Annotated in this window: 16 protein-coding genes; 6 read left to right on the top strand and 10 right to left on the bottom strand. The window is 39.5% G+C overall.

Annotated features, from left to right (window positions below):
- Positions 1-14 precede the first annotated feature (14 nt).
- From MHH37_RS01340 to MHH37_RS01320, 5 genes are all read right to left on the bottom strand, one after another.
- The gene (locus MHH37_RS01340) at positions 15-872 is read right to left on the bottom strand and encodes an alpha/beta hydrolase (RefSeq protein WP_342574678.1); all 858 of its coding nucleotides are present in this window, start codon (positions 870-872) and stop codon (positions 15-17) included.
- Positions 873-885: 13 nt separating this feature from the next.
- Positions 886-2,370 carry an FAD-dependent tricarballylate dehydrogenase TcuA gene (gene tcuA, locus MHH37_RS01335; protein ID WP_342576194.1) on the bottom strand — a complete coding sequence of 495 codons (1,485 nt, stop codon included), beginning with the start codon at positions 2,368-2,370 and terminating at the stop codon, positions 886-888.
- Between the two features lie 68 nt (positions 2,371-2,438).
- Positions 2,439-3,293, bottom strand: coding sequence for an alpha/beta hydrolase (locus MHH37_RS01330; protein ID WP_342574677.1), 855 nt, complete (start codon positions 3,291-3,293; stop codon positions 2,439-2,441).
- An 11-nt stretch (positions 3,294-3,304) separates the two neighbouring features.
- Positions 3,305-4,297, bottom strand: a complete 993-nt coding sequence (locus tag MHH37_RS01325) for a VOC family protein (RefSeq protein WP_342574676.1) — start codon at positions 4,295-4,297, stop codon at positions 3,305-3,307.
- Between the two features lie 101 nt (positions 4,298-4,398).
- Positions 4,399-5,598 carry an acyl-CoA dehydrogenase family protein gene (locus MHH37_RS01320; RefSeq protein WP_342574675.1) on the bottom strand — a complete coding sequence of 400 codons (1,200 nt, stop codon included), beginning with the start codon at positions 5,596-5,598 and terminating at the stop codon, positions 4,399-4,401.
- Positions 5,599-6,047: 449 nt separating this feature from the next.
- On the opposite strand from MHH37_RS01320, the gene MHH37_RS01315 reads away from it, so the two are divergent.
- The gene (locus tag MHH37_RS01315; RefSeq protein WP_342574674.1) at positions 6,048-7,874 is read left to right on the top strand and encodes a V4R domain-containing protein; all 1,827 of its coding nucleotides are present in this window, start codon (positions 6,048-6,050) and stop codon (positions 7,872-7,874) included.
- 273 nt (positions 7,875-8,147) lie between these two features.
- Positions 8,148-9,356: an MFS transporter gene (locus tag MHH37_RS01310; protein WP_339263540.1), complete on the top strand. Its 1,209-nt coding sequence runs from the start codon at positions 8,148-8,150 to the stop codon at positions 9,354-9,356.
- A 79-nt stretch (positions 9,357-9,435) separates the two neighbouring features.
- Here the strand turns inward: MHH37_RS01310 and MHH37_RS01305 are convergent, their stop codons facing one another.
- Both MHH37_RS01305 and MHH37_RS01300 read right to left on the bottom strand, forming a co-directional pair.
- A complete protein-coding gene (locus MHH37_RS01305; RefSeq protein WP_087617046.1) occupies positions 9,436-10,254 on the bottom strand; it encodes an SDR family oxidoreductase in 819 nt (272 codons plus the stop codon).
- Positions 10,255-10,269: 15 nt separating this feature from the next.
- Entirely contained in the window at positions 10,270-11,001 is a 732-nt protein-coding gene (locus MHH37_RS01300; RefSeq protein ID WP_342574672.1) for an SDR family oxidoreductase, read from the bottom strand.
- A gap of 105 nt (positions 11,002-11,106) precedes the next feature.
- On the opposite strand from MHH37_RS01300, the gene MHH37_RS01295 reads away from it, so the two are divergent.
- Together MHH37_RS01295 and MHH37_RS01290 are read left to right on the top strand one after the other, a co-directional pair.
- Entirely contained in the window at positions 11,107-11,664 is a 558-nt protein-coding gene (locus tag MHH37_RS01295; RefSeq protein WP_342574670.1) for a TetR/AcrR family transcriptional regulator, read from the top strand.
- 124 nt (positions 11,665-11,788) lie between these two features.
- Positions 11,789-12,751 carry a fumarylacetoacetate hydrolase family protein gene (locus MHH37_RS01290; protein ID WP_342574669.1) on the top strand — a complete coding sequence of 321 codons (963 nt, stop codon included), beginning with the start codon at positions 11,789-11,791 and terminating at the stop codon, positions 12,749-12,751.
- A gap of 47 nt (positions 12,752-12,798) precedes the next feature.
- Here the strand turns inward: MHH37_RS01290 and MHH37_RS01285 are convergent, their stop codons facing one another.
- Positions 12,799-14,646: an SLC13 family permease gene (locus MHH37_RS01285; protein WP_342574668.1), complete on the bottom strand. Its 1,848-nt coding sequence runs from the start codon at positions 14,644-14,646 to the stop codon at positions 12,799-12,801.
- Between the two features lie 317 nt (positions 14,647-14,963).
- Between MHH37_RS01285 and MHH37_RS01280 the strand changes: the two genes are divergently transcribed.
- Positions 14,964-16,454, top strand: a complete 1,491-nt coding sequence (locus tag MHH37_RS01280) for a catalase (RefSeq protein ID WP_342574667.1) — start codon at positions 14,964-14,966, stop codon at positions 16,452-16,454.
- A gap of 205 nt (positions 16,455-16,659) precedes the next feature.
- Here MHH37_RS01280 and MHH37_RS01275 read toward each other — a convergent pair whose 3' ends face one another.
- Together MHH37_RS01275 and MHH37_RS01270 are read right to left on the bottom strand one after the other, a co-directional pair.
- Complete coding sequence (locus MHH37_RS01275; RefSeq protein WP_342574666.1) at positions 16,660-17,589, bottom strand: AEC family transporter; 930 nt, start codon at positions 17,587-17,589, stop codon at positions 16,660-16,662.
- 176 nt (positions 17,590-17,765) lie between these two features.
- A complete protein-coding gene (locus MHH37_RS01270; protein WP_342574665.1) occupies positions 17,766-19,523 on the bottom strand; it encodes an S-layer homology domain-containing protein in 1,758 nt (585 codons plus the stop codon).
- 142 nt (positions 19,524-19,665) lie between these two features.
- On the opposite strand from MHH37_RS01270, the gene MHH37_RS01265 reads away from it, so the two are divergent.
- Positions 19,666-20,727, top strand: a complete 1,062-nt coding sequence (locus tag MHH37_RS01265) for an S-layer homology domain-containing protein (protein ID WP_342574664.1) — start codon at positions 19,666-19,668, stop codon at positions 20,725-20,727.
- The last annotated feature ends 37 nt before the right edge of the window (positions 20,728-20,764 follow it).

Raw genomic sequence — 20,764 nt, 5'->3', positions numbered from 1 at the left:
GCCCCCTTATATGATTAAGAATGTACTTCTTTTTTATCCTTTGTGAAAAAGTGCTTTGTCGCGTGTAAAAATTCTTCGCGCTGTTCGATCATTGCCCAGTGACCGCATTTTTTTAAGATGTGCAGCTCTGCATTTGGCAAGTGTTCCAATGCATAAAGGCTGCTTTGTACCGGCACGAAACGATCGTGGTGACCATGGATGAGTAAAAATTCATTTTGCATACGCTCCAGTGCCGTTTGCGGAATTTGAAATTCTATCATTGTTGAGCGTGTAAAGTTTTCACGGTAAGAACGTTGGATTTCCGGACGCTGGAATGCTTCCCAACGTGCCTCTACAACTTGATCCACAAAGTCCTGCATACGGTCCAGGTCATAGACGAACCAGCTCAGTAAATTACGTAAGTTTTCTTTTGTCGGGTCTAAATGGAAGTTTGCCAGTTTTGACAGTTCTGGTGTTGGCTGTGACAACGATACACCCGCACCCATTAGCACAATTTTATTGAAGCGCTCTGGAGCAGTCATATTCAAATAGGTTGCTACTACACCGCCTAAGGAGTTGCCGATCAGATTTGCTTTTTCGATATTTAGCGCATCCATTAAATCCAGTACCTGCTTCACACGTACCGACATCCATTGGACACCATTTTCAGGGTATTCTTCCGGATGGTCCGTGTTGCCAAAACCAAATAGATCAAGGGCGATGACATGGAAATCTTCCGCATAATCATCAATGACAAATTGCCAGTTCGCTTTACCATTTGCTCCAGGGCCAGATCCGTGAATTAAAATAACCGCATCTTTATTCCCGATACCGCCCTCTAAAATAAATGTTTCGTAATCGCCTGTTTTTACTTTGCGCTCAATAATAGTCATAATAACTTCCTCCCTAAACCGTCATTTTTTGTTGGCTATACTTTGCGGCATGTTCCCCTGCAATGCGTCCAAATACTGCACCGGAAGTTAAGCCGGCACCACCCGGATAATTGTCATAATACAAACCACCGACAATTTCACCTGCTGCATACAAGCCATCTATCGTTGTGAAATCATTATGAATGACTTCCGCTTTTTTCGAGATTTTCAAACCGCCGTACGTAAATGTAATACCGCACCCGATGGCATACGCTTCAAATGGACCTTCTTCAATCGGGTTTGCCCAATTGGATTTTGGAACGTCCAAACCACTAGTTGCTTTGCCGTCCAATATATTCGGATTGAATGCTGTATCGTGGCTGACCGCTGCATTAAAAGCATGAACTTCCTGCAGGAAACGGTCTTTGTTGATACCGTCCATCTTTTCCGCTAATTGTTCCAGCGTAGGCGCGGACACTTTTGACACGTGACGCCCTTCATATTCTTCTCGAAGGAAAGGTTTTGTTTTTGCATCGAAAATTTGCCATGCACATTGCCCCGGCTGCTTTAATATTTCACGTCCAAGTTTGGCGTACGTATAATTTCGAAAATCGGAGCCTTCATCTATAAAGCGTTTGCCGTCATTATTAACGAGAATACCGAATGGATAGCTTAATTTTTGGAAGCCTTCCTTATAATCCGATAAATAACGGTCGCCTCCAACTGCATGTGCACCAGACCAGTTTCCTGTTGTACGGGCACCAAGCTGCATCGCCATTCGTAATCCTTCTCCCACGTTAAATTTACAACCGCGCGTATGAACCGTATCCCAGCCAGGCCCTAAATATTTCGTACGCATTTCCACATTTGCATGGAAGCCGCCGCTTGCCAGCACGACCGCGTGGCAGTCAATTTGACGCTCTTCACCGGCGTGACGGACGATAATCCCTTTTACTTTGCGCTGCTCCGTTACTAAATCAACAGCAGCCGTATTGTAATGGATAGTAATGCCTATACGATTGGCTTCATTATGTAACGCATCAACTAAGCCTTTTCCGCCGCCGACTGCTTCAATGACCATGTTGCCCCAAAATTTGAATTTTCCGTCTATTTTATATGCTTGGCGTCCATAGATCGGGATGAATTTAATATTGTGATCGAGTAACCACTGCATCGTTTCAAAACTCTTGTCGGTCATGATCGATGTTAAATCGTAATCTGTACGAAAGTTTGACATTGTACAGACGTCGTCAAAAAACTGTTCACTTGGATAGCTGCCGAAATCCGTCATCGCAAATTCTTCATCCGTCATATCCGGAAGCAATTGCCGAACCTCTTCTCCATCTTTAAAAGCAAAGCGAATAGATCCGTGCGTATAAGTCGTATTTCCTCCCTTTTCTTCTTCAGAGGAAATTTCCAGTACCGTTACTTTTGCGCCATGTTCCGCTGCCGAAATGGCCGCGCATAACGCGGCGTTTCCGGCACCTACTACGACGATATCTGCTCGTTCATTTAACATTTTCAAATCACTTCCACTTCATTTTGTAAGCGCTTTATTTTTATTCAGCGGAAAACACTTAGAAGGAATTAAATTTTACGGTTGAAGAATTGTTGAATTAAATAATTGAATGATTCTTTTTTCTCAATTTGTGTCCAGTGACCGCATTGAGGAAATACATGCAATTGTGCGTTTGGAATATGTTCTGCTAAATAATAGCTTGATTCGATTGAGCATACTTTATCGTTTTGACCATGGATTAATAAAATCTGATGGCCGATGCGGTTTAACGCTACGACTGGAATCGGTACAGCTGCCGTCGAGAAAATCGAGTTATTTGAGCGCTTCACTTCTTCACGCATTGCATTGGCATAACGTGCATCTGTTAAGCCGTCAATAACCGGCTGCATCGCGTCTTTGTCGTAAACGAACCATCCCATAATTTGTTGTAAACGTTTTTTAGAAGGATTGTCATAGAATGATTTTGCTCGAGCCAACTCTAAACTTAGCTTCGTATTAGGTGTGCCGCCTGGACCCATTAATACAACGCGGTCAAAACGTTCAGGATATTCAAGCAACAGTTCTAGCGCAATGGAACAGCCTAACGAGTTCCCTACTACATGTGCTTTTTCGATTTCATAGTAATCTAGCAGCTCAATTAATTGCTCTACCCAGCAATCCATCCACAATTGGCGATTCTTAAGCGGTTCATCCGGATGATCACTATCCGCAAAGCCGTATAGGTCAGGTGCTAAACAGTGGAAGTCATTCCCACAGTCATTTAATGCATAACTCCAGTTGGCGATTGACGTTACACCAGGACCTGAACCGTGTAAAAATAAGATCGTTTCATTTGTCTTTGAACCTGCTTCATGGACAAATGATGTATATTTACCTGTTTTCACGTGACCTGATTTAATTTTCACTTCATTTGCTACTGTCATTTTTCATCCTCCTATACTTCTAATGCTGGAACAGCTTTCTTTTCTTTAATGCCTGTTGCATCAATTGTCGGCACGATAAGCGGATTACCTGTAATGCTGTCCCCCCAATAAGTGTTTCCGAATGCACGTTCTTCGGGACGCCATACAACTGTTTCCCAGTCCGGCTCAAAAATTAAATAACCGCCTGTAAACAGTTCCACTCTGCAACCGCTTCCAGGATCGTTCACATATAAGTAAATTGCCTGTGAAATGCTATGTTTACCAGGTCCAATAATTTGCAGCCCGTGCTCCTTGCAAATATCCGCTGCACGCAGTAAATCGCCGGAGTTATCTTGCCAGTAAGAAATGTGGTGGAATCGCGCTGTTGTTTCAAGTTTTTCATGAGATACTAAAGCGACATCATGTACTAATGGCGTTACACTCATCCAGCCGGCTAAAATGTCCCCTTCTTCTGTTTCAATGCACTCATTGATCCGGAAACCAAGTTCTTCCGTGAAGAATTTATAAGTGACACTTGCATCCGCATCCGTATGAATATTGACATGGTCAAGACGTCGAGGAGAAGCGCCTTTGTTGTATGATTTATACGTTTGGTTTTTCAGGACAGAGCGACGGCTTTCTTCCACAACCGGTTTTTCAATATCATAGTAAAGTTCTAATCGATGTCCCGATGGTGCTGTAAAACGGATTGCTTCACCGATTCCCGGTGTTGTCCAAGCAGCGATATGCTCTATTTCATAACCTTTGCCGCCTAATTGATCCGCAAATAAAGCAACATCCTCTTTGCGCTTTGTACGGAAACCGATATGTGTTACCCGACCTGCTTCACCTGGCGCAATGGACAGTGTATGGTGTTGGAAGTCTCCCCACGCCCGTAAATAATACGTATCTCCAATCTGTTCTGTTAGCTCAAGGCCGATAACATCTTGGAAAAAATGCAATGATGCTTCCACATTCGAAGACTGTAATGCGACATACCCTAATTTTGCTATTGCTTGTTTCATTCACTTAGCCCCCTTACTTAAAAGTAACTGTACTTTAATCCACAACTATCAAACTACAAGAAAACTTTTTTGTTTTTTTTGAAAAATCCGTAAATATTTACTTAATAACGAATCTGATTTGGCTGTAAACCCGCTAATTGTCTACCATAGTTTTCTCTCGTAATAACCGGAGACAATGAACGGTGGGAATTTAATGTTAAGAAATCACGAATGAGACGCTGCATTGGACTTGCGTCATATACAAAACCGGATCCGCTCGCTCTTAGAAGTACTTGAACCGCATCGTTTAACATTTCATTTGCGTAGCCAATATCCGCCAAAGCTTTCAGACGCAAATCTTTTGGCATAATCTCGCCCTTTGCTGCCCACTCATCAATCGATTTTGCTAAATTCATAAAGTAAAGTTCAGCAGTTTCTACTTTTAACTCGGCTGTTGCTAATAAATGATGTGTGCTTGCAGCATCTTTAATCATTTTCACACCCATATGCTGAGCGGTACGGTATGGCAATGATTGTTTAAAATTATCGAGCATCTCTTTTACAACACCTAGACCTGGTAAACCTAAAGATAAAATTAAACATGGGAATAGTGCAGAATTATATAACGGAATATCGCGTAAATGCGGTGACTGGAAATCTCCGTCTAAAATTTTCACAAATGACGTAACACGATGTTCCGGTACGAAGACGTTTTTCATTCTTACAGCATTACTGCCCGTTCCACGAAGACCTAGTGTGTGCCAGTCATCTTCAATTTCCAGTACATTAAACGGCACTGTCATTAATAACTGCTCTAAAATGTTGTCGTTCTCATCTTTTGTATACATGCCAAAGTAACCCCACGTCGCATGCAGTGAACCAGAACAGAACATCCAGTGACCTTCCTCTACAAGGTAACCGGATTCCACTTTACGGACCGTACAAGATCGTGGTTCGTAAACACCCGCAAATAATACATCTTGCGGATTGTCAGAGAAAATTTCCAAGTGCGCCTTTTCATTGAATGATTCCGCCACCATAATATCGCGAATCGCACATAGAGAAGCAATCCATCCAGTTGAAGCACATGCTTTCGATAGTTCAATAATGACCTGGCTGTAAGTTTCGACACTTGCCTGCAAACCGCCGTATCGTTCCGGACGTAAAATATACATTAAGCCAGAATCTTTCAATTCCTGCATTGTCGCTTCTGGTATTCTTCTAATCTCCTCTGTTTCCTTAACACGTTTACGAACATTCGCTGCAATCTCCTGCATTTTATTCATTACTTCAATTTGTCTTTCTGTAAGCGCTGTCGTCATCATTTCAACTCCTTATATTTGTTAAATCCAATATTACGGTTTTAAATTTTGAATAATATGGTGAATATCTATGGAATTTACCATCAAATATAAGTAAAAATTAACGAATCTTAATCAGACAGCAAACGTCCACTCGTATAAAAAATACGGTTTTTATGGATTGTGCAAATCTTTTTGTTTCATCTTTATGGAAAACGATTTTCAAATTAAAATAAACGTTTTTCTGTATAAAGCCACTTTCCGACATAATAATTTCCTTTAGTTATATTACAAAAAGCAGGAATAACAGACCAAATTTAAGTTTTTTATAGAAAATAATATTAAGTTGAAAATAGTAATTTCTTTACTAATTTTTAATAAATATTAAAAAGTATCTTCTCATTTCTATGTAAAGTATGGTATGTTTCATTTTAAAATAGATAATATTCCGAATATTCAGGAGGTTTAAAATGACTGGCTCATCTTATGTAGATAAAGCGTTGTATACTACTACTAATACATTTGGAATTTTAAGGAAGGAACTGATTGAAAGCTTAGGCCTGGAATACGCAAAATTTTTTTTACAGCGTTATGGCTGGAATATCGGTATTACTCATGCCAAAGAAGTTGATTATTTACCACTCACATTAACCGAAAAATTAAATAGTGCTGTCGGATACCACCTTGCATCCGGGCAAATTACGGATCTTCTTTCAGAAAGAGTTTTACACTTAAACCCTGATGATACGGTGAAGTATATGTACGCTAAAGGAATTTGGGTAAATTCTTATGAAGTTGAAGAACACCTGAAACATTTCAGTCAAAGTGATTCCTGTATTTGCCATACACTGGCCGGTTATTCAAGTGGCTATACCTCTTATTTAACGAAAAAAGAAGTATATATTGTAGAAATGACGTGCCGTGCCAAGGGCGATGAACATTGTGCATTTGAAATGCGCATGTTGGAGCACTGGGATCCCGAAACTCAAGCCGACTTAAGGAAAATTAGTCAGACACGTATGATTGATGATTTGAACAAAACATATATGGAGCTTTTCGAAGAGAAGAAACACACAGAAAAAGTATCAACTTTCCATAACAACCTAACACTTGGTATTTCACAAGGAATGCACATCGACCAGATTTTAGAAACAATTTACAATACACTGAACATACCTGCTATCGTACAGGACTTAAGCTTTAATACACATCACTCGATTGGGATGACACAGGAACAGCTGGAATTTATTAAAGAGGATTTTATTCAGCAAATGCCCCAAACAAAGTCAGGAAAAATTTTAATTCAGCCAATCGACCCTATGCAGCCAAGTCAGGTAGATTGTCCGAATCATACGCGTTTAATTAGTCCGATTATCGTACAGAAGCAAATTATTGGCTATATTTCCTTCATCTATTTTTCGAAGGATACAAATTATAAAGAAGAAATGCATTATTTACAACGCTCAGCCGTTTCCATCTCCCTCTGCTATTTAAATGAAAAATCGAGTCTGGAAGCGACTGAAAATATTAAAGCATACTTTTTTGAACAGTTACTGCAGCAGCAGTATACTTCGAAGAAAAGTATGATCAGCCGCAGTTACCTCCTACAAATTGATCTAAATGAAGATTTTTATATCGGCAATCTTGGCGTCTCCAAAAAGGGGATACCTGTTCATGAAGCTTCCACTATTTCTAAAATTATTCAGTCCGTCATCGTCTATTTGGAAATGCATCAAACGTCTATTTTCATTACAGAATTCCAGGATGAAATTGTATTTCTGTTCCCTAAAAAGGATGATACCGAGGATATTTATCAAAATATATTGAAGCACTTACAGCGTAAATTCAGAAATTATGATTTCCGCATTGGTTTAAGCCGCGTAATTAATGATATTGATGACATTGCGGAAGCACATCGCCAGGCAATTTCGTCGTTAAATATCAATAAGCGAGATACAATCGTATATTTTGAAAATACGAATATACTTGGCTCATTAATTAACCATCAAAACAGCGATATTATTGTGAAATTGGCCCAACGTGAGCTGGATCCTATTTTGTCATTAAAACCAAATAAAAGAGACGAATTTTTGAAGACTTTATACACATTTTTAAATCATAACGGAAACCTTAATCTGACAATGGTTGACTTGAATTTATCGATGAGCGGGCTTGTTTACCGTATTCAAAAAATTGAGGAACTGCTTGACCGGAACCTGCGCAGCTCAAAAAACCTTTTTGAATTAATTCTTTTAATTGAGTCGTTAATCGTTCTAGGTGAAATTGAAATAGAATAATCGAATTTCTAGTACAAAACAGCGGAATTTCCGTAGTTTTGTACTTTTTTTATTAATTGTTAATTTCATACGCCAAAAGCTGATTCGGCCAACAATATTTTTCCGGTATTTAACAATTTTTATTTAATTAGAAAATACTTTTCCGTAAATTATTATCGTTCCTGTGAAAGGGCTTACATGATAATATCTGAATATTCAATCGATTGAGGGGGTATTTTGCACAACATGCTGTGTTTTTAAGTTCCAAATAAATAAAAAATTAGGGGGTATTTCATGTTTCCAACATCCAACAGAGGTTTTTTAAAGTTTTTAATTGTCCTGATTGCCTTCCAAGACGTAGCTGCTGGTGTAGCTGGATCGATTATGGCAGACCTTATTGTAGCCTTCCCGGAGTTCAGCCCTACTACTGTTATGTTAATTGCGACAATACCCGGGTTGCTTCAAATTTTTCCTTCCCTTTTCTATGGTAAGCTAGCGAATAAATTTTCAAAGCGTGCATTATTAACGACCGGGTTAATCTTATTTATCATTGGCGGAATCATGCCATTCTTCTTAAGCAATCTATTCGCAATTATTGTTTTCCGTGGTATTTTAGGCCTTGGTGTTGGTATCACTTTACCTTTATCCATTGATATTATTACTGGTTTCTTTGATGGCCGTGAGCGTGATTTCCTGATCGGATTCGGTACATCGACAATCGCATGTGTTGGAGCAATCTTCTTCCAAGTAGTTGGTGGTATGCTGGCAGACGCTTACGGTTGGAATTATGGATTCCTAGTGTACTTATTCCCTATTTGGATTTTAGCTATTACGTTCATGTTTTTACCGGAACCGAAAAAACAGGATGTACCAAATGCGTCAATTAAAGATGTATTATTTAAAGCACCTAAAACAGTTTACGGCTTTACAATTGGACAGATCATTTTTTCTGCTTTCGTTTTTGGTTATGTAACAAATATCTCTATTATTGTTCAAACTGAAGGCTTAGGGAATGCAACGGAAGCCGGATTGGCAATTTCACTCTTTACAACAGGTACATTAATAACGGGCTTCATGTTTGGTAAACTGCGTTCGATGTTGCCTAATCTGATTGTTCCAATAGGTGTACTTTTTACGGCTACAGGTATTTTATGGTGTTCAACAGTGGACAGCTTAACAATGATTTTTGTAGCAAGTGTCCTTGGCGGCATGGGCTTGGGAATTGTGATTCCAGGTGTGTTGGCACGTGTTTCTGAGCTATCCAATTTAGCAAAAGGGATTTCTTACGTCGGGATTGCTGCAGCCGGTCAAGGTTTAGGCGGTATTGTGAGCCCTTATATGTTTGCAACTGTTCTAGGCATTTTTGGATTGGAAGGCGGAAGATCTACATTGCTTGTCGCTTCTATCGGTCTATTTGTTTTAGCGGTTGTTTGGGCGATTATAACAGTTAGAAAATCACCTGTAACAGTAAACGATACCGACGGTCAGACAGAAATCGCATAAAATTACTCAACATAAAAGGTTGTTCAATTAAGGAGGGCTCCTTATTGAACAACCTTTCTATCTATTTCACACAAAATTTTCAAGTTGCAAATTCTTTGTTGCCCGGTGAGTTTGTAAAGGTACCATTCATGGAAATTATGTTCCCTATGCCTCCCCCGACATTAATTTTTTGACCTGTTACAAAGTCGGATAAAGAAGAGGCCAAAAACAGTGCGACGCCGGCGATATCTTCCGGTTGCCCAATTCGACCAAGCGGTACTTCTTTTTTTGCAAGCTCGGTAATCATTGCCTCTCGCTCTTCACCCGGTGGCATCAATTTATCCCAAAATGGTGTTAAAATCGGGCCGGGTGCAATTGTATTTACATGGATATTCTTACTTGCCAATTCAAAGGCGAGGTTTTTTGTAATCGACTCAACTCCAGCTTTGGCAGCATGATAATGAAGTACTGGAACATATGGATTTAATGCACCAAGAGATGATAAATTAATGATTTTACCCGCTTTCTGCTCTTTCATATGAGGAAGTACTTCCATAATAACATTCATTGTTCCAGTTAAATTCAACTCAATCATTGCCTGCCATTCACTCATATCAATATTGCTGGACGAACCATTTGGCGACATTACACCTCCAGCACAGTTAACTAAAATATCAATACGGCCAAATTTGGCAATCGTTTTTTGTACTACTTGCTGAATTTGAACTGGCTTAGTGATATCAACTGGATTGAAATAATATGCATTCGATCCTAACATTTGCGCGGTCTTAATTCCTTGTTGCTCCTGATAATCAACGAGCACAACCGTTGCACCATGTTCAATAAAAAGCTGGGCAGTTGCTTTTCCCATACCGTTTGCTGCACCTGTTACTATTGCAACTTTCTGTTCAATTAACATGTTTCCTGCCTCCTTTTATATTCCACGGACTCCGCCATCCGCAACGATGGACGAACCCGTCATGTAAGATGAGTCATCAGATGCTAAAAATACTATTATGTTTGCTTGCTCTTCAGGTGTTGAAAAACGCTGCATCGGAATTAGGCTGCGGATAAAATCACTGTTTGGGTTACCCGCTACCATTTCCGTATCTACAGCTCCTGGCAACAAACAATTGACTCGTATATTCTGTCCGGCAAATTCCTGGGCTACCCCTTTTGACATTTGTGTTACCCCTGCCTTAACAAAGCTGTACAGCGAATGGGTTGGAATCGTATTAATTGCTGCAAGTGAAGTCACATTAATAATACTACCGCCGTTTTTCATATGTGGAATGACTTCTTGCATCATACGAAAATATGCATAACCGTCTAACGTAATGAATTGTTGAAAATCATCTTTCGTTAACTCTAAAAATGACTTTTCAATGATATTACCAGCATTATTCACTAAAATATCAATCTGACCAAAAGCTTGTAATGTTTCATTGACTAAATATTCATAACTTTCTTCATGTATCATATCTGCTTGTACAAAAATTGCCTGACCGCCATTTGCTTTAATCTCTTGTACAACTTGTTCACCTTTTTCACTACGACGGCCGGTTACCGTTACACGCGCACCTGCTTTTGCAAGTGCAATGCTGGCATATTTTCCTATACCAGATGTACTTCCCGTTACGATGGCTACTTTGTTTTGTAATTTCATTTTGGTTACCCTCCCTCTATAAAATATATATGGACGTAGGGACATGAAGGTAGAATCAAATTAATAGATTTGTAGAAAAATTATACATTTCAGGAGGAATTGTAGATGATTACATCTAAAAATCGTACGAAGCATTTATTATGTAGTGCTTTAATGACTTTACTAAATAACCAAAAGCGTTCATTTGAATCGATTACCATTAATGAAATCTGTGAACAGGCTATCATACACCGGACAACATTTTACACCCATTTCTCGGATAAATTTGCCCTGTTTCAATATTTATACCGCGCTTTAACAAAGCAACGTATGAACTATTCGATTGTCGAACGTATTTACGAACCATTTCGTATCTCTGCTGAGCTAAAACAGGTGCATGCTTTACATATTGCTACCGAATTAACAAGAAAATCAAAAACGATGAAAGACTTCATTGAACCGTTAATGTATGAAGCGATTGCTCTAGATTTAAAGTCCATGCAATTTACAACTAACCTCAACATCCCTGAACAATTACTTATTGAACATTTACGTGCCACTTTACTTACACTGGATCACTACTGGATACAGGAGGCAAATCATCTCCAGGCAATGGAAATTGACCACTATTATCAACAATTAATTAAGCCGATATTTAAAACAACGCACCATTCGCATTCCTAGGATGCTGCGGGAAACTTTCATTAATTTTTACTGATTTTCTATCGCAAATCCATTAATTAACCACTAACTATTTCCAAAATTTTAAAATAAAATGACGGTAATCTATTATTAAGGAGGGCTTTCAATGGGAATTAAATTAGTACGCTTTCAGCAAGATGATGCGATTCAATGGGGTGTTTTAGAGGATGAACTTTATGTAGTCAACGGTTCTTACCGAACATTACGGGATATTTTAACAACGGGTATGAAGGATGTTGTTACTGCCAAACAAACAGGTCAAATCGTCAATCAATCTGACATTACCATTCTTTCGCCTGTAACAGATGATGCAAACATTTACTGTCAGGGTACAAACTACAGCGCACACCGTGTGGAAGCCGGTTTTTCACAGCAAAAGCCGCCATACAATCTACTATTTACTAAGGCACCAAGTACGTTAACTTCTGCAACAGCAAATATCGTATGCCCTGCACATGTTCGCTTACTCGACTATGAAATTGAGCTAGGCATTATTATGAAGCAGGATGTAACGGAAGCGGTTGTAGTGACGGAGCATAATTTAAAAGATTATATAGCAGGTTTCGTTATTACGAATGACGTTTCCGCACGGGATGTACAAATAGTTGAACAACAATGGTTTAAAGGAAAAAGCTACCGCGGCTTCTGCCCTACTGGACCGTATATTTATTTACTGGAAGACGGCGAAATTGATTATTTAGAAAGGCTAGAGCTCCATTTATCTGTAAATGGTGAAACGCGCCAACAGGTGAAAACAGATCAGCTATTGTTTAAACCGACTGAAACATTAACCGAAATGTCGAGTATTTTTGATTTGAAAACTGGTGACCTTGTTTTAACAGGTACTCCTGCTGGTGTAGGTCTACGTCTGAATGCTGAGATTTTAGGAATCATTTATGATAACTCCATCCCTTATGAAGAAAAAATAGAGGCGTTCTACAATTCTCAAAAAGATAACGGCTATTTACAGCCTGGTGATGTGATGCGCCTTGAAATTAAAAGTGAAGATGGTGTCATTGATTTAGGCGTACAGGAAAATAAAATTGTACAGGCTGTTACAATAAAATAAAGAGGTATTTGAATGACAATCCCATTCAAATACCTCCTTTATACCGACTAAAATGGAAACAGCAACGGTACTGCAATCATCATGACGATAAACATAATAACCTGTAATGGAACACCGACTTTGACGAAATCCATAAATTTATAGCCGCCCGCTGTTAATACAAGAGAGTTTGTCGGAGATGCAATCGGTGTCGCAAATGCCATACTCGCAGCAGTTGCTACCCCTATCATAAATGTATACGGGTTCGCATCCATAGCAAGTGCTGCAGTAATGGCAATCGGCGAAAACAGTACCGCTGTCGCAGTATTACTAACAAATTGCCCGAAAACAACTGTTAATAAATAAATCCCCATCAATACACCATATGATCCGAAATCTCCGAGCAAACTGATAATCCCTTCCGCGAGAATCGTCATTCCCCCTGTCTTCTCGAGTGCTGTCGCCATCGGAAGCATTGCCGCTACGAGCACAATACTTTCAAAGTTCATTTTGCTGTAAGCATCATCCATATTGCGCAGACAGCCTGTAATAATCATAAGAACGGCCCCGATTAATACAGCAATTACGGCGTCAAACACTTCAAATACCATGAGTCCGATCATCAGCAGCATGATGATACCAGCAATCGGAGCCTTTCCGTTTGCTGTAATTGCTCCCGCTAACTCGCGTGGCTGCCCCACTACGACAACATCATGCGTTTCTCGGGACAACAGCTCGATTTCATCCCATGTTCCCTGCACTAAAATCGCATCTCCAAAACGCAGCTTCTGGTCGGCCATGTTTTTCAATAAGTAGTCACCTTTACGGTTGATTCCCAGAATATTTAAATTGTACTTTTCACGGAACCCGATTTTACTGACAGATTCCTTAATAAGACGTGACTGCGGTGTTAGCAATACTTCCGCTACACCAATTTTTTTCGTGACGAGCTCTTTTGCATGATCTTCGAACGGCTGAACCGTCAACGCAAAATCATGGGCAAACCGTGCTACATCATCGGCAAATCCTTGAACATACAATTCATCTCCTATATGAATAACACTATTCGGACCGGCAAGTTCCTGGTACGTCATCGGTCGTAAATTAAGCCCTTCCTGCACAGCACCGTGTTTTATTTTCATAATATAAATATGGTAGGTTGCCGGAAGTTTCAAATCAGCAAGCTTTTGTTCCGAAATGGTCGAATGCTCGCTTACGACAACGCGGAACAATTTATCATGTAAATCATATTCCTTGGCAATTTTTTTGGGAGAAAGCTTATACCCCGCACTTGATTGCGAACGGTTATCCTCATTCGGCAACAGCACATTGCGTACTAATACTAAATAAATAATGACGGTAATCGTTGCGATAATTCCGATTGGAGTTATCGTAAAAAATCCTAGTTTTTCAAAGCCGTGATCAACGAGTGTTTGCGAAGCAATCAGGTTTGTCGGCGATGCAATTAATGTCATCAGCCCCGACATGCTCGCAATGTACGAAAGCGGCATTAAAAATTTGGACGGGCTTACTTTGATGCTGATTGCTATCGAAACTACAATCGGCAGCATTAATGCAACCGTACCTGTATTGCTCATAAACGCCCCGACAATTGCGACAATGACAAGAAGCAAAATGAAGAGACGGAGCTCATTATCCCCCGACCATTTCAAAAGAAGGTTTCCTGCCATTCCTGCAAGACCCGTCCTTAAAATACCTGCCCCGACAACAAATAGTCCTGCTATCATAATGACGACAGAATTCGAAAACCCTGCCAGCGCTTCAGCGGGAGTCAAAATATTTAATATGACAAATGATAATAACGCCATTACTGCGACAAGATCTGCCCGCAATCGATTCGTCGTAAATAGAAGAATCGTAACTGCTAAAATAATAAAAGTTAATGTTAGTTGCATGCCTATGTCCTTTCGTAAAGTAATTGCCTCTACTATATAGGTAATAATAGAAGAACTACCCATATTTGTCGATAAACAAATAAGAAGTGATTATTGACCAAAAATGCGGAGCAATCTTTATCTTTCTAAGCCGGAAAAAGGTATAATTTACTAGAAAACTATATTATCGGAATTTTCATTAATATCCATATATAATAACCAGTTCTTTAATATAAAGATTCCTTAAAAAGAATTATTATAATCTAGTAGAAATTATGATTTAGATTTGTTATATTATTTATGAAGAGTTTTTCAAAAAGATTTAGGAGGAACTATACATGACAAACGAACGTTTAACAACAATTACTGGTGCTCCAGTAGTATCGAACGATGATTCGCAAACAGCTGGTCGCCGTGGCCCGATCTTATTACAAGACGTATTCCTAATTGAGAAATTAGCGAATTTTAACCGTGAAGTAATTCCTGAGCGTCGTATGCACGCAAAAGGTTCTGGTGCATTCGGTACATTTACTGTAACGCATGACATCACAAAATATACAAAAGCAAAAATTTTCTCAGAAGTTGGTAAGAAAACAGAAATGTTCGCACGTTTCTCAACTGTAGCAGGTGAGCGCGGTGCGGCTGATGCTGAGCGTGATATTCGCGGTTTCGCATTAAAATTCTACACTGAAGAAGGTAACTGGGATATGGTTGGTAACAACACGCCTGTATTCTTTTTCCGTGATCCATTACACTTCCCGGATTTAAATCACGTTGTTAAGCGTGATCCAAAAACAAACATGCATAACGGTAACTCGAACTGGGATTTCTGGACTTCATTACCTGAAGCATTACACCAAGTAACAATCGTAATGTCTGACCGTGGTATTCCAGCAGGTTACCGCAACATGCACGGTTTCGGATCTCACACTTACTCAATGATCAACGAAGCTGGCGAACGTGTATACGTGAAATTCCACTTCCGTACACAACAAGGTATTAAAAACCTGACTGGTGCAGAAGCTGCTGAAATTATCGGTAAAGACCGTGAATCTTCACAACGTGACCTATTCGATTCAATCGAAAAAGGCGATTTCCCGAAATGGAAAATGTACATTCAAGTGATGACTGAAGAGCAAGCGCGCAACTCTAAGGACAACCCATTCGACTTAACAAAAGTTTGGTACAAATCTGAGTACCCATTAATGGAAGTTGGAGAGTTCGAATTAAACCGTAACCCGGAAAACTACTTCGCTGATGTTGAGCAGGCTGCATTCGCTCCATCAAACGTTGTACCTGGTATTTCATTCTCACCAGACCGTATGTTACAAGCTCGTTTATTCGCTTACCAAGATGCAACTCGTTACCGTTTAGGCGTTAACCACCACCAAATTCCGGTAAACACACCAAAATGCCCATTCATGGTATATCACCGTGATGGTCAAGGTCGTGCTGATGGAAACCGTGGTTCAGCAATTACTTACTATCCAAATAGCTATGGCGCATTACAAGGTCAAACACAATATAAAGACCCTGCATTAGCTCTTGATGGTCCAGCTGACATCTACGACTTCCGTGAAGATGACAACAACTACTTCGAGCAACCAGGTAAATTATTCCGTCTTCAAACACCGGAACAGCAACAACGTTTATTCGAAACAACTGCTGCAGAAATGCACGGTGTTGAAGAATTCATCAAACGTCGTCACATTTTACACTGCTACTTAGCTGATCCAGCATATGGTGAAGGTGTAGCGAAGGCAATGGGTCTTTCATTAGATGGTATGGACCTTTCAAACCCATACTCTAATACGGTAAGTATGTACTAAGATGTACTCTATGAATTTAGCTTCTTGCTCAAATTGTTAAATTCACTAGCTTTTCATTAATTTAGTGTTTACTAGATTACGAAAGCGTTATTGATATCCAACTATAATCGCTTACAGCCGCAAGTATCTGAGGGGATACTTGCGGTTTTTTATATGCAAAAAGGGCTGCAGTAAAAGTTTAATTTACTTTTACTGCAGCCCTTCTCTATACAAATAAAATTGTCGATAAATAGATAACAACCGTCACGGTTAAACAGCTGATAATCGTTGAAAACAGTACTGTCTGGGCAGCTGTTGCCGATTCAATATCATACTCAAGTGCTAAGCTGGAACTGTTTCTTGATGTCGGGAATGCACTTGCGATAAATAGCGATTGTGCCACTACTCCGTCCAGACCCAATGCAAAAATAATAACAAGTGCTGTTGCAGGGCCGACTATTAATCGTGTAAAGCAGCTGACAAAAATCGTTTTATTGAACATCGAGCGCATTTCGATTGTAGAAAGCTGCGCACCTAATGTTATAAGTGCAACCGCCACAAATCCGTCTGCAATATGCTCCAGCGGAATACTAAACGTTTCCGGGATCGGTACACTAAAATAATTTAATGCCGCACCAATAATTAGCGCATGAACGATCGGCATTTTCAAAAAGTCCCGGACAATCGCTAATCCTGATTTTGTTGATGAGATTAAATTATACAAGCCATATGTATACGTCGTCATATTTTGAAAAATAACAAGAATAACTTGAATCGCTACCCCGATCGGCTGGGTTGCGAAAATCATTTGTGCAACCGGGATCCCATAGTTACCGGAGTTTATAAGGACAACACTGTTTTTAAAAACAGCCGATTCCTTTTTATCAAGTTTTAACAACTTTGTGAGCAGCTGACTTAACAGCATTTGCGCACCGATAAACAAAATAATAAAAATCGTAATTTGTCCAAGCACGCTCATTTCAATAGATGTTTCATAAATATTGATAAATACCGCAGCCGGCATGAAACAGTATGTAATGAGGTGGGATAATGCTTTAAGGTTAAACTGAAACTTGCGCTGTAAAATAGCACCTATAATAAGTAAAATTAAAATCGGTGCAACAATTTTGAAGAAAATCATCGATAAATAGACCATGCGAAAACTCCTTTTGTGCATGTGTGCTGTAGTAGTTAATTATACCGTATTTGTAAAGGAATTGTCAGAAGTTCCGACAGATTTTTCCGTTTTCAGCTTAGCGATTAACCATTTGCTGCTAATTATTCGCTATAAAAAACCTATGATTTTGAAAGAAAATCATAGGTTTACGAGTTTTATAGGTAGTCAATTGATATTAACGCATTGTAAATAAGTTCGGCAAACTCGCCGCGTGATAATGTTTTCTCAGGACTAAATGGACCTTGCCCATCGACAACACCAAACAGCTCTAGAATTGCAATGCTTTGACGCGCTTCAAATGTCAGGTTTGCAATATCCGTATAGCTAATGTTTAATTCATTGTATACTTTCGCCAAATCCTGATTTAAATAGCGGTACATGTTGGCAATAATAATGGCTGCTTCTTTCTTTGTCACCGAAGCATTAGGTGTAAAACGGCTCGATGTTGCACCACTCATGATGCCTGCTTCCAATAATCCCTGGACTAGTTTTAATTGCTGCGCATTTGCTATATCCAGATATTTCGATTTGGCGTTACTTGATAAATCCAGTGCCGATGCAATCATTATCGCTGCATCGAGTTTGCTTACTTGTTTATAGGTTTGAACTAGACGGCTTTTCGTATTAAATAGAATGCCGCGCTTTGCCAGCTCTCGAATTGCACGTCCTTGGTCATTGTTTGGAATATCCGTATAAATAACGCTGCTATTCGCTGCTTTAAATGTACCACCTGTGGCTGTACGGATAATGAATTTCGAGCCATCTACCTTAAATGATGCCGGTGATGTACCAGTTGATAGAACACGTTGAATTACTTGTGAAGTATTCGCCTTTAATTTAGAGACCGGAACATGAACTTCTACTGTATTTTCAAAAGTTTTTGCACGATTTCCTTCTGTAAATTGGATGTGAAGCTGATTATTGGCTACATTTACAGACACACCGACTGTAGCTGTAGAAGACTTTATTTCCGATGTAGGAATAATGATTTCAATATCTCCCGCTTTTAAACGCATATTCCGATCTGTAATATTTTTTACTTGAGAAGTGGTAATTTGTGTTGTGTAGCGGCCATTTTGATAGGTCATCGTTTCATAGTTTGACCAAGTTGCTGTTTTCGGAATTGTTGTCACAACTGTACTTGCTGAATCATCCGGAATGTAAAGCGGATCATATGCCGGCTTCTCGATGACTACTCCGCCCGGCTTTATTTCATGAATATAATCAGGATAGTACGTATACACAAGCTCAATATAATATGGATCTCTCCACATTGTTTCAAGACGAACAAGCTTTTCCAAAGCTGTTACATGTCTTTTCGCTTCTGCCGATAAGTTGTTGTATAGTGACCGAGCTCTCGCAATTTCATGTGTCGTCGAGCTGCGGCTAATATCGTTCATATATATATCAAATGCGTTGGCATCAATCTTTGCCTGTTTCACAACAGTATTTTGATAAATAATATAATTCTCGCCGTCAATTAAAATGTGGAGGTTTATTACAGATGACTTCGCAAGGTCACTTAGAGCATTGTACGCCATACGTATACTTTTAATTTGTGCTTCTGTATATTTCATTTTGTCGATACGATTAATCCGGTCCATCACGACTTTCGCTTCTTTTTCAGCTTGTGCCTTTTGAACAGCTAACCGGCTTTCGAAGTATTCAAGGTTTGTAACTACTTGTTTCTCAATTAGCTTTTTCGCCTCGCTGTTTAATGCTTCATATGCTTTTCGTGCTGCACTGATTTCAATAGGCGTCGACTCGTCGTTTAACGTTTGAATCATTTCTCTGACTTTATCTGCTGCGACAATATCAGGCGCAGCTGCCCCCTCTGCCTCTACTTCCCCTATCATCCCAATACTTACCGGGATTGCGGCCAATGCAGCTAGCATTAACTTTGATTTATTCATATGGATCACTACCTATTCTCATTTTATATACCATATCTATTATATCGGCTCTTATCCCATATTTTAGAATAAAAAGTAAGTGGAAACTGGAGGTAGTCGTGGTAAAGTAAAAATAATCCAATTATAAAGAGGAGGTTTTTTTATGAAACGCTTCTACTTCACAATTATCTCTATTATTGTAGGGCTGTCTTTTTTTATTTCTCCAACCAACCCGGTGGCAGCGAAGCAAGTGTTTAAAGATGTCCCGACAAACCATTATGCGTATGACGCAATTAAATGGGCATATGATTTTAATATTATAAACGGCTATGCTAACGGTACATTCCGTCCAAACCAACCCGTCACAGAACAACAATTTGCTCAAATTTTAGTTAGCTATTTTGATTTGGAACCTGTCTCGGAAGAACTGGATAAGTTCACAAAGAAAGAGATTCCATCCGATGCAAACTATAATACGCTTGCCGCCTATCAAGTACCTTTAAACGGCTATTTCCATAACAGTATTCGAGGTGCAGCTGTAAAACGGGGAACTGTTGCACAGGCGATTGCCTATATAGCGGATGGACAAACGACTTTAAATAAAGCAATCCATTTTTTACTGGATCATGATATTTCTAACGGACAAAACGCAAAGTATGAACAAACTAATTTATTGCATTTTTTCGGTACAACAAATAATTTAACACGTGCTCAGCTCGTTCTGTTTTTCTATAACATGCAAAATAAAAACTTCTTTTATCGTTCTGACATGGCAGAAGAAAGCTTTGCTAGTAATAGCCCGCTTTATGAACGTGCTTCTTCCGCCCGCAATATGCTTGATAAATCATTGCGCACAGGTGCAAACTGGTCCCCTACTGCCGACAAGAAGCCAAATAAATCTTGGAATGGCGAGTATACGTATTTTCATACTTACGGTAAAGGGGACCTTGATTCAAAAGGGCGTGTATTAACAATCTCTAATAGTACGAAAACCGGTTTCCAATTGACCTATTATACGTATGACGGCTGGGCGTCCGGCACGATTGAAGGAACAGCGACATTCACAACCGATACAAAAGCGCGGTTATCCAAAACAGCGGATGGTGATCGATGTGTTATCGAATTCGAACGGCTTACTAATAAGACAATTAAAACAACCGAGTTTTATTGTGAAGCCGGCCGTGATAAAGGAACGACATATAGTGGAACGCTCACTTTAGAGTAGCAAAAAGGTTCTTGTCTAATAAGGTGGCAGGAACCTT

It is taken from the genome of Solibacillus sp. FSL K6-1781, assembly GCF_038630735.1.
GTDB lineage: Bacteria > Bacillota > Bacilli > Bacillales_A > Planococcaceae > Solibacillus > Solibacillus silvestris.
This window is presented reverse-complemented; position numbering and strand designations above follow the sequence as displayed.

Coding starts and splice junctions, on each gene's coding strand:
- MHH37_RS01340 (WP_342574678.1), bottom strand. CDS start 872: ATGACTATTATTGAGCGCAAAGTAAAAACAGGCGATTACGAAACATTT.
- tcuA (WP_342576194.1), bottom strand. CDS start 2,370: ATGTTAAATGAACGAGCAGATATCGTCGTAGTAGGTGCCGGAAACGCC.
- MHH37_RS01330 (WP_342574677.1), bottom strand. CDS start 3,293: ATGACAGTAGCAAATGAAGTGAAAATTAAATCAGGTCACGTGAAAACA.
- MHH37_RS01325 (WP_342574676.1), bottom strand. CDS start 4,297: ATGAAACAAGCAATAGCAAAATTAGGGTATGTCGCATTACAGTCTTCG.
- MHH37_RS01320 (WP_342574675.1), bottom strand. CDS start 5,598: ATGACGACAGCGCTTACAGAAAGACAAATTGAAGTAATGAATAAAATG.
- MHH37_RS01315 (WP_342574674.1), top strand. CDS start 6,048: ATGACTGGCTCATCTTATGTAGATAAAGCGTTGTATACTACTACTAAT.
- MHH37_RS01310 (WP_339263540.1), top strand. CDS start 8,148: ATGTTTCCAACATCCAACAGAGGTTTTTTAAAGTTTTTAATTGTCCTG.
- MHH37_RS01305 (WP_087617046.1), bottom strand. CDS start 10,254: ATGTTAATTGAACAGAAAGTTGCAATAGTAACAGGTGCAGCAAACGGT.
- MHH37_RS01300 (WP_342574672.1), bottom strand. CDS start 11,001: ATGAAATTACAAAACAAAGTAGCCATCGTAACGGGAAGTACATCTGGT.
- MHH37_RS01295 (WP_342574670.1), top strand. CDS start 11,107: ATGATTACATCTAAAAATCGTACGAAGCATTTATTATGTAGTGCTTTA.
- MHH37_RS01290 (WP_342574669.1), top strand. CDS start 11,789: ATGGGAATTAAATTAGTACGCTTTCAGCAAGATGATGCGATTCAATGG.
- MHH37_RS01285 (WP_342574668.1), bottom strand. CDS start 14,646: ATGCAACTAACATTAACTTTTATTATTTTAGCAGTTACGATTCTTCTA.
- MHH37_RS01280 (WP_342574667.1), top strand. CDS start 14,964: ATGACAAACGAACGTTTAACAACAATTACTGGTGCTCCAGTAGTATCG.
- MHH37_RS01275 (WP_342574666.1), bottom strand. CDS start 17,589: ATGGTCTATTTATCGATGATTTTCTTCAAAATTGTTGCACCGATTTTA.
- MHH37_RS01270 (WP_342574665.1), bottom strand. CDS start 19,523: ATGAATAAATCAAAGTTAATGCTAGCTGCATTGGCCGCAATCCCGGTA.
- MHH37_RS01265 (WP_342574664.1), top strand. CDS start 19,666: ATGAAACGCTTCTACTTCACAATTATCTCTATTATTGTAGGGCTGTCT.